The following is a 15,001-nucleotide window of genomic DNA, read 5'->3' as shown; positions in this document are numbered from 1 at the left end:
GATCCGGGGTCCAGTCGTTTCTGCCGCCAGCGCCCTTCGCGGCCGGTATTGCGCGCGCCTTGCAAAACTCGCTATTGCATATCTTTCGCAATAACAGCTAACACGCCGTCGATGACCTCGACGAATCAATCCATGCGCTCACCCCGTGCGTTTCCGGCGACAGCCGACGCGGGCGGCATGCCCGCGCCCGGTGCGCAGCCTGCTGCGCCACCGCGACGGGCGGCGGCACGGGGGCGCCGCGTCTCCCCCTTCTGGTCGAAACAGCTTCACCTCTGGCACTGGATCAGCAGCGCGATCTGTCTCGTCGGATTGCTGCTTTTCGCCTTTACCGGCATCACCCTGAACCACGCCGCGGACATTTCCGCCGACCCCGTCGTGGTCACGGTCGAGGACACGCTGCAACCCTCCCTGCTCCGCGCTCTTCAGGCGGCGCAGCGCGAAGACGATCCGCAAATGCCCGCATCGATCGTGCAATGGTCGCGCGAAACGCTGGATGCCGCGCTCGCCGGGCGCGCCGCCGAATGGTCGGAACAGGAAGTCTACGTCCCCCTCCCCCGCCCCGGCGGCGACGGATGGGTGGCGTTCGATCTGCCGACCGGCGACGTCATCATGGAACGCACCGACCGGGGCTGGATCTCCTATCTCAACGATCTGCACAAGGCGCGCGATACCGGCACGGCATGGGGCTGGTTCATCGATATATTCTCCATCGCCTGCTTCGTTTTTGCCTTGAGCGGGCTGTTCCTGCTCTGGCTCCATGCGAAGAAACGGCGTTCGACCTGGCCGCTGGTCGGGGCGGGGTTTGCCATACCGGCGCTGCTCATCATCATTTTCATCCAACATTGAGGTCGACGCGACGATGCATTTTTCCACCCCCGCCCCCCATGCGCGCATCGCGGCGCGCGTCACGGTCGGCCTGCTCGGCTCCACATTCGCCGTCGCGCCCGCCGCCGCACAGGACATGACCGTAGGCGTGGAAATTCCCCGCCTTTCGGTGGCGGAATATCACCGCCCCTATCTCGCCGCATGGATCGAGGACGGATCGGGCAAGGCCGTCGCCGATGTCGCCGTGTGGTACGATACCGACATGCGTGGAGGCGAAGGGCGCAAATGGTTGAGCGACATCCGGACCTGGTGGCGCAAGTCGGGCCGATCGCTTGACTTGCCCATAAACGGGATTTCCGGGCCGACCCGCGCGCCCGGCCGCCACGCGATCAAGGTGCCCGCCCGCGCCGCCCGTGCACTGTCCGCCGGAAACTACGTCCTTCGCGTCGAGGCCGCGCGCGAGGTTGGCGGGCGCGAGATCGTGTCGATCCCGTTCCGCTGGGGCGGCGGACGCATCGCCAAATCGGCAAAGGGTTCGAAGGAACTCGGCACCGTCACGCTCACCATCAATCCATGACCCACACCACACGACCCACACAAGGAGCCGCAGCATGACCATGACATCGCAGGGCACGAAACCCGGACGGCGCCTGCGCCGGACACTGACCGCCCTCGCTCTCGCCGGCGTCGTCGGCATGACGCTCGCCACCCCGGCGCAGGCGCATCGCCGCTGGTTGCTGCCGTCCGCCACCGTCCTTTCGGGGCAGAGCGAGACAGTGACGGTCGATGCCGCCATTTCCAACGCCCTGTTCAATTTCGACCATCATGCCGCGGGACTGGACGATCTGGTCGTGACCGGTCCCGACGGTAATGCGGTTGCGCCCGCCATCATCGGCACCGGCAAATATCGCAGCGTGTTCGACGTGCCGCTCGAAACCGAAGGCACCTATCGCATCGCGCTGGCGAGCGAGGGAATGTTCGGACGCTACATGCTGAATGGCGAGGCGAAACGGTGGCGCGGCACCGCGGCGGAGGCGGACACCGCCATTCCCGCAGGCGCCACGGAGGTGCAGCTCACCGCGGTATCGAGCCGGGTCGAAACCTTCGTGACGCTTGGCGCGCCGAATGAAACGGCGTTGCAGCCCACCGGCAAGGGCATCGAGATGGTGCCCGTCACCCATCCCAACGATCTGATCGCGGGCGAACCGGCACAGTTCCGCTTCCTCCTCGACGGAAAGCCCGCCGAGATGGAGATCGAATTCGTGAAGGGCGACACGCGCTATCGCGACGAGGCGGGGATCGAGACGATGTCCACCGACGCGGACGGGCTGGTCACGCTCACCGCCGAGGTGCCCGGCATGTATTTCATCGAGACATCCGCCAAAGCGGACGGTGGACGCCGTGCGAGCTACTCCGCCGTGCTGGAATTCAATCCGGCGTGACGGCGCTGGCCGAAGCCGCCATCGACGTGGCCGTCCCGCCCATGGCGGGGCGGCCGCAGTCGTTCCTGCCCCTTGCGGACGGCGTGGATTTCACCGTCGATGGCGCGGCGATCGGAACATCCTGGCGTATCGTCGGTGTGGGCGATGGCGATGGCGATGGCGCGGACTGCGCGCGGCGCTGCATGGCGGTCGCGATCGCGCTCGTCACCGCGCAGATGAGCCAGTGGAACCCCGATTCGCTGCTCAGCCGCTTCAACCGCGCCGGTCCGGGCACGCGTTTCGCGATGCCGCCGCAATTCGCGCTGGTGCTGGACTGCGCGCTCAATATCGCACGGGCCACCGGCGGGGCGTTCGACCCCGCGCTGGGCCGGGTCAGCGAGGCGTGGGGTTTCGGCGCCGCACCGCCGCCCGCGACCATGCCCGCACCCGCAGGCGATACATCCGCCTGGCGCGCCATCATGTTCGATGCGGAGAGCGACACCATCATACAGCCCGGCGGAGTGACGCTCGATTTCAGTGCCATTGCCAAGGGATATGCCGTCGATCTCGCGTCCATCCTGCTATCGCGTGCGGGAATTGGGCATCACCTCGTCGAGATCGGCGGGGAATTGCGGGGATGCGGGGTCCGCCGCGACGGGCAGCCGTGGTGGGTCGGGCTTGAAAATGCGCCCGGCATCGACGCCCCGCCGGCCCGCGTCGCGTTAAGCAACTGGGCGCTTGCCACCTCCGGCGACTGGCATCGGCGGCGCTCCGCCGGCGGGCAGGACTGGTCGCACACCATCGCACCCACGACCGGGGCGCCGATGCGCGGCGGATCGCGCGCCGTCTCGGTCCTCCACCGCGATTGCATGCAGGCCGACGCGCTTGCCACCGCGTTGATGGCGATGCCGCCCGGTGACGCGATGTCATTCGCCGACGCCCGCCACCTGCCCGCCCGCGTGACCGATGCTGGCGGAACCATCCGATACAGCGCCGCCTGGCGCGCCATGCTGTGAGACCGCGATCATGATGCTTTCCATTCCCGAACTCCTGTCGCGCGAACAGGTGCACGAGTTGCGCGCGGTGATCGATGCCGGCCCGTGGGTCGACGGGAACGAGACGTCGGGCCATCAATCTCGCCTCGCCAAGAAGAACCGGCAATTGCAGGAAGGATCCGACACGGCGAACAAGGCAAGCGCCTTTGTTGCAGCGGCGCTCAACCGGTCGCCGCTGTTCATTTCCGCCGCGCTCCCGCTCAAGGTCTTTCCCCCGCTGTTCAACCGGTATGAGGGCGGCGAGACGTTCGGCGCGCATGTGGACAATGCGATCCGCCGCTTGCGCGGAACCGACTTCGTCATCCGCAGCGACCTTTCCTGCACCGTGTTTCTGGAGGAGCCGGAGGATTATGACGGCGGCGCGCTCGTGGTCGAGGATCTGTTCGGCGAGCACCGGGTGAAGCTGCCGGCGGGTCACGCCGTGCTTTACCCCGCGTCGAGCGTGCACCGGGTCGAGCCGGTGACCCGTGGCGCCCGTACCGCCTCGTTCTTCTGGTTACAGAGCATGGTGCGCAGCGATGCGGAACGCGAGGAGCTGTTCCGGCTCGACCGCGCGGTACAGGACCTCACCGCCCGCCACGGCGGCGAGGATGCGACGGTGATCGCGCTTACCGCTTTGTATCACAACCTGCTACGTCGCTGGGCGGATAGCTGACGCGACACGAAATGCTATTACGAATCTTTTGCAATAAGCTTGACGTAGTGAAAATGGTTCGCAATAGCGCCCCCATCACGACGCCCGACCGATCGGGCTCACCATGAAGGGGAACTCATGAACACCGACCGCTCAACCGCATTTCGCAACCGTTCGCTCGTCCTTGGCTGCATCGGCACCGCCGCCGCCTTCGCCTCGCCCGCGCTGGCGCAGGGAACCACGGCGACCGGCACCGTCGAACAGGCCGAAACCCGGCTGGAGGGGATGACCATCACCGACGATGCGGTCAGCGACGGCTATCGCGCAGAGGCGCAGCGTTCGCCCAAGGCTACCGCCCCGCTCATCGATACGCCGCGCATCGTCAATGTCGTGACAGAGGACGTGATCGAACACACCGCGTCCTTCACGCTTGAGGATGCGCTACGCACGGTGCCTGGCATCACGCTGGGCGCGGGCGAAGGCGGTACGGCGGCGGCGGACATTCCGCTCATTCGCGGGGTCGATGCGACGGGCGATGTGTTCGTCGATGGCCTGCGCGACATCGGTTCGCAGACGCGCGAAACCTTCGCGCTCGAAGCGATCGAGGTGGCAAAGGGGCCAAGCTCAACCTTCGGCGGGCGCGGGACCGCGGCGGGCGCCATCAACCTTGTGTCCAAGGTCGCGCGTGAAGGCACCGCGTTCAGCGCGCAAGGCACGATCGGAACAAGCGATTTTTATCGCGCGACGGCGGACGTCAATACCCAGATCGCGGATAAGCTCGCCGTGCGGGTCGTCGGCATGTATCAGGATTCCGAGGTTGCGGGCCGCGACGCCGTATTCAGCGATCGGTGGGGCGTATCGCCCTCGATCACCTGGGGCGTGGGCACGCCGATCACGGCCAGCCTTGCCTATTACCATTATGAATCGGATGGCATTCCCGATTATGGTATCCCGCTGACCTCGCGCGATCAGCTCGATGGCGGGGTGCGTCGGCCCGCCGACACGGATTTCGACAATTTCTACGGCCTGCTGTCCCGCGATTTTCAGGACACCAGCGTCGATTCGGGCAATTTTCAGTTCGAAGGCTATCTGGGCGGCGGCGTCACCTTGTCGCACGGCACGCGGATCAGCCGGTCGCGCAACAATTACATTGTGACCAACCCCGACGACAGCGCGGGCAACGTGGCCGACGGCAATGTTTGGCGCGCCACCAAGAGCCGCAATTCGTTGAATGAAAGCATGGGCAGCAACACCAATATCGCGGCTGTTTTCGATACCGGCGGCATCGGCCACAGCCTGTCGACCGGGTTCGAATTTACCGCCTCGGACAGCACGAACCGAGGCTACAGCGTGGATACCGGCGACCGCAATTGCCCCGAAGAAGCATTTGGCAATTTCAATTGCACCAGCCTCGACAATCCCAATCCGTCCGATCCGTGGAACGGTTCCATCACGGTCAGCGACAGCCCGAGCTTCGCCCATGCCGAAGATTACAGCCTCTACATGTTCGACACGATCACGCTTGCACCTTCGCTTTTGGTGAATGCGGGGATACGGTGGACCGACTTTTCCGCGTCGGCATCGGGTTGCGGTCGCGGCGGTTGTTATGATGCGTCCAACAGCGGCGATTTCTTCACCTATCAGGCGGGCGTCATCTTCAAGCCGACCACAAATACCAGCATTTACGCATCCTACGCCGACTCCAAGACGCCCCCGGGCACCACGGTGGGCGAAGGGTCGGATAATCTTGGGAGCAACAATCAAACGCGCGAACCGCAAAGCTTCGAAAACTGGGAGGTCGGTGCCAAGGCCGAGTTGTTCGGCGGCAACATGTTGGTGTCGGGCGCCCTTTACCGGGTGAACCGCAACAACATCCTCGAAGCAGACGCGAATGGCGAATTGACCAATGTGTTCGGTTCGGGACGTCTGCAGGGCGCCGAGATCAGCGCATCGGGCACGGTCGGCGGGCTTACGCTTCTAGCCGGCTACACCTATGTTGACAGCGAGCTGCGGGACAGGGAGATGATCAACCGCGAAGGCGAGATCGTCCCCAATCCGGATTTTGGCAATGCCCTGCCCAACACGCCGAAGCATAACTATGCCGTCACCGCCAATTATCAGGTGACGCCGCGCTTTGCGGTAGGCGGCGGTGCATATGGCGCGTCGAAGCGTTACGCCGATGGCGGCAATCTGATTAGCGCGGACGGCTATATCCGGTTCGACGCGAATGCCGAATTCCTGTTTACGGACAATCTCGGCCTGCGTCTCAACGTGCAGAACCTGACCGACGAACGCTATGTGGCAAAGCTGCGTAATCCGCATTTCGCGGTGCCGGCCGCGGGGCGCCAGGCGCTCGCCACACTCAGCGTCCGCTATTGATTTTCGGATCGCCGGGGTGCAAATCATTCGCAATATCGCTGATTAAGGGGAATCGCGTGTATCTGCACTCCGGCAATTCGAGCCTTTTCGATCAATCGGACATAGCGATGGAGCCGGAGGACCGCCCCGCCCGGTCGGCACGGGCGGCCCCGGCACCCCTGTATGACGATGCCGGTTCCGCGGCGGCCTTTGTGCCGTCCGGCTATCGCGCCGCCACGTTCGACTGGCGCAGCGTTGCGGTGGTCGCGTCCATTCACGCCATCGCGTTCGCGGGGCTGCTGACCCTTGGCGTGGCGGCGAACCACGCGGACCCGGCCCCGGTCGTGCAGAGCTTCGACATCCCGCTCGCCGCCAATGTGCCCGAACCGGCCGAACCTGTCGCCAACCCCGAACCGGATACGCAGCCTCAGCCACAGGCACCCTCTGCCCCGATGCGCGAAACGGTCGCGCCCGTGCCAAGCATCGCGCTCGCCCGCACGGCCGCGCCGGTGGCAAACGTGCCGCTTGCGCCCATTGCCCTGCCGCCCATGCCCGTGGCGGCATCCGCGCCCGCAGCGCCTGCTCCTGCGCCCGCACCGATCACCCCGCCCGACGTCGCCGCGGCGCAGCGCGACAATCCCGCCCCCGAATATCCGTTCATCGCGCGGCGCGCACGCGAGGAAGGCACGGTGCTGCTGCGCGTGCTGGTCGATCCGTCGGGCCGGGTCGATACGCTGAATGTTGCAGAGGGAAGCCGCTCCTCCCGGCTCGACGAGGCGGCCTTGCGCGCCGTGCGCAAATGGCGGTTCAAACCGGCGATGCAGGCGGGGCGCGCCGTGGCGGCATGGGTCATGGTGCCGATCACCTTCTCTCTGAACCGATAGGGCGCGCTGCACCCTTGCGCCCGGTCGTCGCGCCGATATGAAAGCGGGCATGACCATCGAGGATCTTATCGCCGCGGCCCGCGCCGCCGCCGCCCGTGCACACGCGCCCTACTCCAACTTTCGCGTCGGGTGCGCGGTGCTGGCCACCGATGGCACGATCGCGACCGGCGCGAACATGGAAAACGCATGCTACCGGCTCGGCCTGTGTGCGGAGCAATCGGCATTGAGCGCGGCGCAGCATCGTTTTGGCCTCGCGCAGATCACCCATGTGGTGATCGCGGGCGGCGCGGCATCGGGCGAGGGTATCGCGGGCACCGACGTGGTGACGCCATGCGGCGGTTGCCGACAGGCGATTTACGAGGCGGCGTGCCTTTCGGGCCGGGACATCGCGGTCACCTGCGTCGCGGCGCAGGGCGATGCCCGTCTCGACACGACGATCCGCGCCCTGTTGCCGCACGGTTTCGGGCCGGACGCGCTTACGCCGCGTTGATACCTACCAGACCGGCCCGCCCGGTTTCGCACTCGCCGCCGCTTCCAGCACGGTAAGCGCATCGCCGATCGTTTCGGCGCACAAAAGCTGGCTTCGGCGCTGCTCGCTCATGAAGCCTTCGTTGCGCATATGGTCGCAAAAGGCAGTGAACCGGTCCCAATATCCGCTGCTGTTGAGGAGGCAGAACGGCTTTGCGTGATAGCCGAGCGCATTCCAGGTCCACGCCTCGAACAATTCGTCCATCGTGCCGATCCCGCCCGGCAGGCACAGGAAACCATCGGCAAGCTGCGTCATCTTCGCCTTGCGCTGATGCATGTCGGCGACCGTGTGCAACTCGGTGAGGCCCGTGTGCGCGACCTCGTGCCGGACGAGTGCATCGGGGATCACGCCGAAGACCTTACCGCCAGCGTCCAGCACCGCATCGGCCACCGCGCCCATCAGGCCGAGCCTGCCCCCGCCATAGACGAGATCGATCCCTTCCTCCGCCATCGCGCGGCCCAGCCGGCGGGCGGTGTCCATATGTTCGGGGTCGCGGCCTTGTGCCGATCCGCAATAGACTGCGAGCGCGCGTATCGCGGGCATCATCGGGTTCCTTTCGGGTTCATCAATGGGCGGGCGCCGACATGGGCGATGACCGCCGCCGCCGCCGCCGCTCCGCCATGGAGGCATTGGGCGATGTCCCCGCCCCGCGCGTGGGTGGCGAGAAAGCCGGCTGCGAACTGATCGCCCGCGCCGGTCGTGTCGATCACCGTTTCGACAGGCGCGGCGGCAATCTCCACCCGCTCCCCGCCCGCCATGGCCAGCGCGCCCTCCGCCCCCTTCGTCACGACCAGCGTGGGCACCTGCTGCGCAAGCGCGGCGATCGCCATTTCGGCATCGGGCACGCCAGCCATCAGGCACGCCTCGTATTCGTTCGCGAACAATATATCGACGCCCCCGTCCGCCACCAGCCGCGCGAGGCTGTCGCGGCGCCCCGGAATGACGATGGAATCGGACAGGGTAAAGGCGACCTTGCGCTGCTCCCGCCTTGCGATTTCGATCGCGCGGACCATGGCGCCGCGTGGCGTCTCCGGCCCCCACAGATACCCTTCGAGGAACAGGATGCGCGCCGAACGGATCGCATCCTCGTCCAGCGCATCGCGGGTCAGCAGATGGCTTGCCCCCGGCGCTGTCTGCATCGTGCGTTGCGCATCCGGGCTGATGAGGATGAAGCAGCGGCCCGTCGGCGCATCGGCAATGGGCGGCGTGTCGAAATCGACGCGCAGCGCGTCCATATGCTGCGCGAACAAGGTGCCCAGCCGGTCGGCGCCCGTCTGCCCGATGAAGCGTGCCCGTGCCCCCTGCGCCGCGACCCCGGCGAGCGTGTTCGCCGCGCTTCCGCCCGGAATTTCGTCCACCGTGCCGCTGTCGTGCATCGCGCGGGCCAATGCCGCGGCATCCGCATCGCCAAGAAGGCGCATCGTCCCCTTCTCCACCCCGCACGCACCCAGAAACGCATCGTCCCGGCGGGCCAGCACATCGACGATGGCATCGCCCAGCGCGACAATGTCATAAGGTTCGGCGGACAATCGGCTCTCCGGGCAAAACGCGCTTTTCAAGAAGGGGCAGGAAACCCGCGCAACTAGCCAGCGACAGGCCGCCGGTCAATCGCCCCGATGGCGGATGGGCCTGCGGTATGCTCTTGCGGTATGCTCTTGCGGTATGGGCCAAACCGGCTATCGCCTGCAGGGATGAACGAACATTCCGCATCTCTTGCCGGTCGCCCGGTCATCGCCCCTGCCCTTTTCGTGTTCGCCCTGCTTTATGGCGGGATGACATGCATTGCGGGCGTGCTGGGGAACAAGCAGGTCGCGCTCGGCCCGTTCGCGGTGGAATCGGGCATGTTCGCGTTTCTCATTCTCGTCATTCTGGGCGGCGCGGTGACGGAGCTTTACGGACGGCGGGTGGCGAACCGGCTGGTGCTGTGGGGTTTCGTGCCGCTGGTGGCCGCAATCCTGCTGTCGATCTTCGTGTCGGCACTCCCTCCTTCCCCGGACATGGAACCCGAACGGCTCACCGCGATACAGACCGTCCTGTCGGGGACGTTCCGGATCTGGCTCGCCGGGCCGATCGCCTATGGCGTGTCCCAATTGCTCAACGTGACGATCATCTCCTTCGTGCGCGAACGCATGGGTGGGCCGGTGTGGGTGCGCGCCGGTATCGCCGGTGCCATTTCACAGGCGGTCGATACGGTCATTTTCATCACGGTCGCGTTTTTGGGCGTGTTCCCGATTTTGCCGCTGCTCGTCGGGCAATTGCTGGCAAAGGTCACGCTTTCGCTTCTTGTCGTGCCGTGGCTGGTGTCGGCGTCGGTTGCGATCGGGACACGGCTGGATCGGCCGGGACCCCGCCAGACCCCGGCATGAGCGGCGACGACGACGCAGCCCCCTCGCCAAAGCGTTCGGCGGGGGGTATGGGCGGCGACATGTCACCCGATCGTCTGCGTGTCGCGCTCTTCAGCGGCAATTACAATTACGTGCGCGATGGCGCGAACCAGGCGCTCAACCGCCTGGTCGAATATCTGTTGCGGCAGGGGGTCGAGGTGCGCACCTATTCGCCGGTGGTGGACGAACCCGCCTTTCCCGCCACGGGCCCGCTGATCGGCGTGCCGGCCGTGCCGATACCGGGGCGCAGCGAATATCGCCTTCCCATCGCGCTGTCGGCGACGGCGCGCCGCGACCTTGCCCGGCTCGCGCCCCATGTGGTGCATGTGGCGAGCCCCGACATCCTCGGCCACCGCGCCGTCACCTGGGCGCGGGCGCGGGGTATCCCGGTGCTGGCCTCGGTGCATACGCGGTTCGAAACCTATCCGCGCTACTACAATGCGGCGTTTCTCGAACCGTTGATGGTGAAGGGATTGCGCCGGTTCTACAACCGCTGCGACGCGCTGGTCGCGCCCTCGCCCTCGATGGTGGAACTGTTGAAGGCGCAGGGCATGAACGACGACGTGTCGCTATGGACGCGGGGGGTCGATCGCGACATCTTCAACCCTGCGCGCCGCGACATGGGCTGGCGCCGGTCGCTCGGCATCGGGGACGATGAAAAGGTCGTGGGCTTCCTTGGCCGGCTGGTCATGGAAAAGGGGCTGGACGTGTTCACCGCCGCCGTCCGCCAATTGCGCGAGGCCGGCGTTGCGCATCGCGTGCTCGTCATCGGCGAAGGGCCCGCCCGCGCATGGTTCGAGGATAATCTGCCCCATGGCGTGTTTATCGGCCATCAGACAGGCGAAAATCTGGGTCGCGCGGTCGCGTCGATGGATGTTTTCTTCAATCCGTCGGTGACCGAGACATTCGGCAATGTCACGCTGGAGGCAATGGCCTGCGCCGTGCCGGTGGTCGCCGCCGCCGCCACGGGGAGCAGCAGCCTCGTCGCCGATGGCGAATCGGGCATGCTGGTCGCGCCGGGCAATGTCGATGCCTTTGCAGAGGCGCTCACCGCCTATGTCACGGACGAAACGCTGGCCCGGCGGCATGGTGCGGCGGGTGAGGCACGGGCCGCCGATTATGCCTGGGACACGATCAATAGCGCGGTCGCAGACACCTATGTCCGCCTGCTTCGCCGCGAACGCACGCCGGAATAGGCAACGCCGGGCTCGTGCCCTGCGTGATGCGGCCCATAATCGGCGCACGAACGAAACCGCGATGCGCGTTCCGGCAAGAGCCGGTCGTGCGGCGCCCGCCGCGCGCCTTATCCGCCGCAGCCGTCATTCGCCCGGAATGCCCGGATGGCGCGCCTGCACCGGATCCCCGGCGCATCCTGTCTGAACTGAGACCTGGGCGTATTGCGTTCCGGAAGACCCGCGTCTGGCATTCGGCGCACCGCATCCTAGATTGTGCCCGATGGCCGATCTTTTCCAATCCGACCCGCCCCCGGCGCCGCCCCCTTCGCCCGCATCAGCCGATGCCCCGCTCGCCGACCGGTTGCGTCCCGCCACCCTGGCCGATGTGGTGGGCCAAGATCATCTGACCGGCGCGGACGGCGCGATCGGGCGGATGGTGGCGGCGGGGCGGCTGACCTCGATGATCCTGTGGGGGCCGCCGGGCACGGGCAAGACCAGCATCGCGCGCCTGCTCGCCGATGCGGTGGGCATGCGGTTCATCTCGGTCAGCGCGGTCTTCTCCGGCGTGGCCGACCTCAAGAAAGCGTTCGCGGAGGCCGAACGCGCGCGCGAGGCGGGGCAGCGCACCCTGCTCTTCGTGGACGAAATCCACCGGTTCAACCGCGCGCAACAGGATGGCTTCCTGCCCTTTGTCGAACGCGGCACGGTCACGCTGGTCGGCGCGACGACCGAAAATCCGAGCTTCGCGCTCAATGCCGCGCTGCTGTCGCGGGCGCAGGTGCTGATCCTCGAACGGTTGGGGTCGGACGCGCTCTGCGCGCTTCTGTCGAAGGCGGAGAATTTGATGGAGCGTCCGCTCCCGCTCGATCTCGATGCACGTGCCGCGCTTGTCGCGTCGGCGGACGGGGACGGGCGGTTCCTGCTCAACCAGGCCGAAACGCTCTATGCCGCGGGGATCGACGCGCCGCTTGATCCCGCGGCGCTCGGCCGGTTCCTGCAACGGCGGGTCGCGGTCTATGACAAGGATCGCGATGGGCATTACAACCTGATTTCGGCGCTTCACAAATCGCTGCGCGGGTCGGATGCGCAGGCCGCGCTTTACTATCTCGCCCGGATGCTCACCGCGGGGGAGGAACCGCTCTACGTGCTGCGCCGGCTGGTCCGGTTCGCGTCGGAGGATATCGGTCTCGCCGATCCCAACGCGCTCGTGCAATGTCTCGCCGCGAAGGATTCCTACGAATTCCTCGGCTCGCCGGAGGGTGAGCTCGCCATCGTGCAGGCGTGCCTGTATTGCGCGACCGCTCCCAAATCGAACGCGGCATACAAGGCCATGAAAGCCGCGTGGAAAAGCGCGAAGGAAACCGGCAGCCTGATGCCGCCGCAAAACATATTGAACGCACCGACAAAGCTGATGAAGGACATAGGCTACGGCAAGGATTACGCCTATGACCATGATGCCGATGACGGGTTTTCGGGCGCGGATTACTGGCCCGGGGACATGACGGCGCAGGAATATTACCGCCCCGTCCCGCGCGGTTTTGAAAAGCGCATCGCCGAACGCATGGAATGGTGGGACGCGCGCCGCCGCGACATGCGCGGGTCGTCGGACGGCGGGTGAGCGGGTTTCGCCATTTCGCGGCGATCGACTGGTCCGGTGCGAAGGGGGAACGCCAACGCGGTATCGCCGTCGCGCAATGCACCGGCGATGGTCCGCCGACGCTCATCCAAAGAGACAGGCCGTGGTCGCGCGGCGAGGTTCTGGAATGGTTGCGCCACGACCTTGCGCCCGGAACGCTGGTCGGCATGGATCTTGGCATTGCGCTGCCCTTCGCCGATTGCGGGGCGTATTTTCCGGGGTGGCCGGACAGCCCCGCCAATGCCCGCGCGCTGTGGCATATGGTCGATGCGATCTGCGCCGATGACCCCAATCTGGAGGTCGGCAGCGTCGTCGATCATCCAAGGCTGAGTGCCTATTTCCGGCGACACGGCGGGCGTGAGGGCGCGGCGTTCCACCACCCCGATGCCACCCATCGCCGGGGCCGGTTCCGGGTGACCGAACGCGCGCAGGAACGGCAGGGATGCAAACCCTACTCCAACTTCAACCTCGTCGGCGCGGCACAGGTCGGCAAATCCAGTCTGACGGGGATGCGCGTTCTGGCGCAGCTTGCCGGGGCGGTTCCGGTCTGGCCGATCGATCCCGTGGTCGAAGGCGGTTCGGTGATTGTTGAAATCTATACCGCCATCGCCGCCATCGCCGCCGGGCGCACCGCCGGGCGCAGCAAGATGACCGATTGCGCATCGCTGAACGCGGCGCTGGACGACCTGGGGAGCGCTCCTGTCGCGCGCCGCGGCCCGATCGACGACCACAGCGCCGACGCGCTCCTCACCGCAGCATGGCTGCGCACCGCCGCCCACCGCCGGGAATTATGGCAACCACGAGCCATGAGTGCGGACATTGCCGCGACCGAAGGCTGGACCTTCGGCGTAGCTTGACGCAGGACGCCGCTGGCGCCCGAACGATGGCGCGCGCCGAGACGATGAACGATACCGTGTCGCAGCATGCGGGCAAAGTGAGCGCACCGTTCGTACCACACGGGCTTCCCGCCAGCCCGGCCATCGACGACAGTTTCGATGCAGAAGCGTCCGGTGATTCCATGCTGTTTTGAAAAACGGGTGCCGAGCCTGTTGGTGTCGGCAAGAAAGACGGAGCATCGGCTGATGATCCTGCGTTTTCTGACGTTGACTCATCAACCGAAGCAGATCATCAGCGGCGTGTTCTGCTCGTCGGAGCGTCGGGCCTTGGGCGCGATACCGATGGAACCAGGCGCAACCGAAGGATCCACCCGGGCCTTCCGATCCGCGCCTGAAAGTTCAAGAGCCGCAGAGTTGTGCGGTGTGCCGGCTTAGCTCAGTTGGTAGAGCACCTGATTTGTAATCAGGGGGCCACGGGTTCGAATCCTGTAGCCGGCACCAGCCCCCTTCCCCGCGCCGATCAGTCGGAAAATATCGACGACATGCGCCGCAATCCCGCCGGGCCAAGCCGGGCGTAGCCAGTCCCGAACGGCTGTCTTCCCATCTTTACCATTGTCGTTGGGAGGACGCCGGCCGGTTCGCGCCCCCCCGATATCTCATCGCTTGCGGACGAACTCGGCGCGAAGCACCAGCCCCTTTATGCCTTCGTACCGGCAATCGATTTCCTGTTCGTCGCCGGTCAGCCGGATTGACTTGATCACGGTGCCGCGTTTCAAGGTCTGCCCCGCCCCTTTCACGGTCAGATCCTTGATCAACGTGACCTGGTCGCCATCGGACAGGACATTGCCGACCGCATCGCGAACCTCGACCGTCGTGCGCGCCGCCGTGCGGTCTGCCAGCTGCGAGGCAGGCATCCATTCGCCGGTCTCATCATCGTAAACATAGTCTTCGTCGCTCATGCAAAAATTCCGTTCGATAGAATGGGTCATCATTCGGCCCGATGCCGCCATGCCGGTCGCGCGTTCGACGAGCCTTCCGGCGGCGGGCGTGGCTTGTCGCCCCCGATACGCGCATCACGCGCATGTCGTCCATCGGGATCGGTCATCGTTGCGGCCCCGTTCACCGCGCATCGCGCCTGCCTGTTGCCGAGGGTCGTCTTCGTATCGTGGGCGAACCGCCCCCTCATGCGTTACCGGTTTGTCCTGCACCGCACATGCGCGAACCGTTGCGGTACGCGATCCCGCGCTTCGCCCGATCGACGCGG

At 66.0% G+C, this 15,001-nt stretch carries 16 protein-coding genes and 1 tRNA gene; 14 read left to right on the top strand and 3 right to left on the bottom strand.

Annotation, left to right across the window (positions count from 1 at the left end):
* Nucleotides 1–177: 177 nt before the first annotated feature.
* From K4G67_RS09700 to K4G67_RS09660, 8 genes are all read left to right on the top strand, one after another.
* Entirely contained in the window at nt 178–846 is a 669-nt protein-coding gene (locus tag K4G67_RS09700) for a PepSY-associated TM helix domain-containing protein (RefSeq protein WP_420830023.1), read from the top strand.
* Nucleotides 847–859: 13 nt separating this feature from the next.
* On the top strand, nt 860–1,402 hold the full coding sequence (locus K4G67_RS09695; RefSeq protein WP_239806178.1) for a DUF2271 domain-containing protein: 543 nt from the start codon (nt 860–862) through the stop codon (nt 1,400–1,402).
* Between the two features lie 34 nt (nt 1,403–1,436).
* The gene (locus K4G67_RS09690) at nt 1,437–2,267 is read left to right on the top strand and encodes a DUF4198 domain-containing protein (RefSeq protein ID WP_239806177.1); all 831 of its coding nucleotides are present in this window, start codon (nt 1,437–1,439) and stop codon (nt 2,265–2,267) included.
* Entirely contained in the window at nt 2,264–3,262 is a 999-nt protein-coding gene (locus K4G67_RS09685) for an FAD:protein FMN transferase (protein WP_239806176.1), read from the top strand. The genes K4G67_RS09690 and K4G67_RS09685 overlap by 4 nt, the downstream gene beginning before the upstream one ends.
* Nucleotides 3,263–3,272: 10 nt before the next feature.
* Entirely contained in the window at nt 3,273–3,956 is a 684-nt protein-coding gene (locus K4G67_RS09680) for a Fe2+-dependent dioxygenase (protein ID WP_239806175.1), read from the top strand.
* Between the two features lie 117 nt (nt 3,957–4,073).
* Nucleotides 4,074–6,314: a TonB-dependent receptor gene (locus tag K4G67_RS09675; protein ID WP_239806174.1), complete on the top strand. Its 2,241-nt coding sequence runs from the start codon at nt 4,074–4,076 to the stop codon at nt 6,312–6,314.
* 56 nt (nt 6,315–6,370) lie between these two features.
* Nucleotides 6,371–7,177: an energy transducer TonB gene (locus tag K4G67_RS17555; RefSeq protein WP_338026419.1), complete on the top strand. Its 807-nt coding sequence runs from the start codon at nt 6,371–6,373 to the stop codon at nt 7,175–7,177.
* A gap of 49 nt (nt 7,178–7,226) precedes the next feature.
* Entirely contained in the window at nt 7,227–7,667 is a 441-nt protein-coding gene (locus tag K4G67_RS09660; RefSeq protein ID WP_239806173.1) for a cytidine deaminase, read from the top strand.
* 3 nt (nt 7,668–7,670) lie between these two features.
* On the opposite strand, the gene K4G67_RS09655 is transcribed toward K4G67_RS09660, so the two are convergent.
* Nucleotides 7,671–8,240: an LOG family protein gene (locus K4G67_RS09655; protein ID WP_239806289.1), complete on the bottom strand. Its 570-nt coding sequence runs from the start codon at nt 8,238–8,240 to the stop codon at nt 7,671–7,673.
* Nucleotides 8,241–8,248: 8 nt separating this feature from the next.
* On the bottom strand, nt 8,249–9,235 hold the full coding sequence (locus tag K4G67_RS09650; RefSeq protein ID WP_239806172.1) for an adenosine kinase: 987 nt from the start codon (nt 9,233–9,235) through the stop codon (nt 8,249–8,251).
* Nucleotides 9,236–9,397: 162 nt separating this feature from the next.
* On the opposite strand from K4G67_RS09650, the gene K4G67_RS09645 reads away from it, so the two are divergent.
* The 6 genes from K4G67_RS09645 (at nt 9,398) to K4G67_RS09620 (ending at nt 14,238) form a co-directional block, all read left to right on the top strand.
* The gene (locus tag K4G67_RS09645) at nt 9,398–10,072 is read left to right on the top strand and encodes a queuosine precursor transporter (RefSeq protein WP_239806171.1); all 675 of its coding nucleotides are present in this window, start codon (nt 9,398–9,400) and stop codon (nt 10,070–10,072) included.
* A gap of 59 nt (nt 10,073–10,131) precedes the next feature.
* Entirely contained in the window at nt 10,132–11,286 is a 1,155-nt protein-coding gene (locus K4G67_RS09640) for a glycosyltransferase family 4 protein (protein ID WP_239806288.1), read from the top strand.
* A 259-nt stretch (nt 11,287–11,545) separates the two neighbouring features.
* A complete protein-coding gene (locus K4G67_RS09635; RefSeq protein ID WP_239806170.1) occupies nt 11,546–12,883 on the top strand; it encodes a replication-associated recombination protein A in 1,338 nt (445 codons plus the stop codon).
* Nucleotides 12,880–13,758 (top strand): hypothetical protein, encoded by an 879-nt coding sequence (locus K4G67_RS09630; protein WP_239806169.1) that lies wholly within the window; start codon nt 12,880–12,882, stop codon nt 13,756–13,758. The genes K4G67_RS09635 and K4G67_RS09630 overlap by 4 nt, the downstream gene beginning before the upstream one ends.
* Nucleotides 13,755–13,931, top strand: a complete 177-nt coding sequence (locus K4G67_RS09625; protein ID WP_239806168.1) for a hypothetical protein — start codon at nt 13,755–13,757, stop codon at nt 13,929–13,931. Before K4G67_RS09630 ends, K4G67_RS09625 begins: the two co-directional genes overlap by 4 nt.
* 231 nt (nt 13,932–14,162) lie before the next feature.
* Nucleotides 14,163–14,238: transfer RNA gene (locus tag K4G67_RS09620), tRNA-Thr, on the top strand.
* Nucleotides 14,239–14,393: 155 nt separating this feature from the next.
* Here K4G67_RS09620 and K4G67_RS09615 read toward each other — a convergent pair.
* Entirely contained in the window at nt 14,394–14,696 is a 303-nt protein-coding gene (locus K4G67_RS09615; protein ID WP_239806167.1) for an alkylphosphonate utilization protein, read from the bottom strand.
* Between the last annotated feature and the right edge of the window lie 305 nt (nt 14,697–15,001).

Origin of the sequence: Croceicoccus hydrothermalis (genome assembly GCF_022378335.1) — a bacterium.
GTDB lineage: Bacteria > Pseudomonadota > Alphaproteobacteria > Sphingomonadales > Sphingomonadaceae > Croceicoccus > Croceicoccus hydrothermalis.
The sequence above is the reverse complement of the archived record's forward strand: the minus strand, read 5'-3'. Positions and strand labels throughout refer to the sequence as shown.

Excerpts from the sequence above, each read along its gene's own strand:
- K4G67_RS09680 (WP_239806175.1), top strand. The coding sequence starts at position 3,273 with ATGATGCTTTCCATTCCCGAACTCCTGTCGCGCGAACAGGTGCACGAG.
- K4G67_RS09645 (WP_239806171.1), top strand. The coding sequence starts at position 9,398 with ATGAACGAACATTCCGCATCTCTTGCCGGTCGCCCGGTCATCGCCCCT.
- K4G67_RS09640 (WP_239806288.1), top strand. The coding sequence starts at position 10,132 with ATGTCACCCGATCGTCTGCGTGTCGCGCTCTTCAGCGGCAATTACAAT.
- K4G67_RS09700 (WP_420830023.1), top strand. The coding sequence starts at position 178 with ATGCCCGCGCCCGGTGCGCAGCCTGCTGCGCCACCGCGACGGGCGGCG.
- K4G67_RS09635 (WP_239806170.1), top strand. The coding sequence starts at position 11,546 with ATGGCCGATCTTTTCCAATCCGACCCGCCCCCGGCGCCGCCCCCTTCG.
- K4G67_RS09660 (WP_239806173.1), top strand. The coding sequence starts at position 7,227 with ATGACCATCGAGGATCTTATCGCCGCGGCCCGCGCCGCCGCCGCCCGT.
- K4G67_RS09675 (WP_239806174.1), top strand. The coding sequence starts at position 4,074 with ATGAACACCGACCGCTCAACCGCATTTCGCAACCGTTCGCTCGTCCTT.
- K4G67_RS09690 (WP_239806177.1), top strand. The coding sequence starts at position 1,437 with ATGACCATGACATCGCAGGGCACGAAACCCGGACGGCGCCTGCGCCGG.
- K4G67_RS09615 (WP_239806167.1), bottom strand. The coding sequence starts at position 14,696 with ATGAGCGACGAAGACTATGTTTACGATGATGAGACCGGCGAATGGATG.
- K4G67_RS09695 (WP_239806178.1), top strand. The coding sequence starts at position 860 with ATGCATTTTTCCACCCCCGCCCCCCATGCGCGCATCGCGGCGCGCGTC.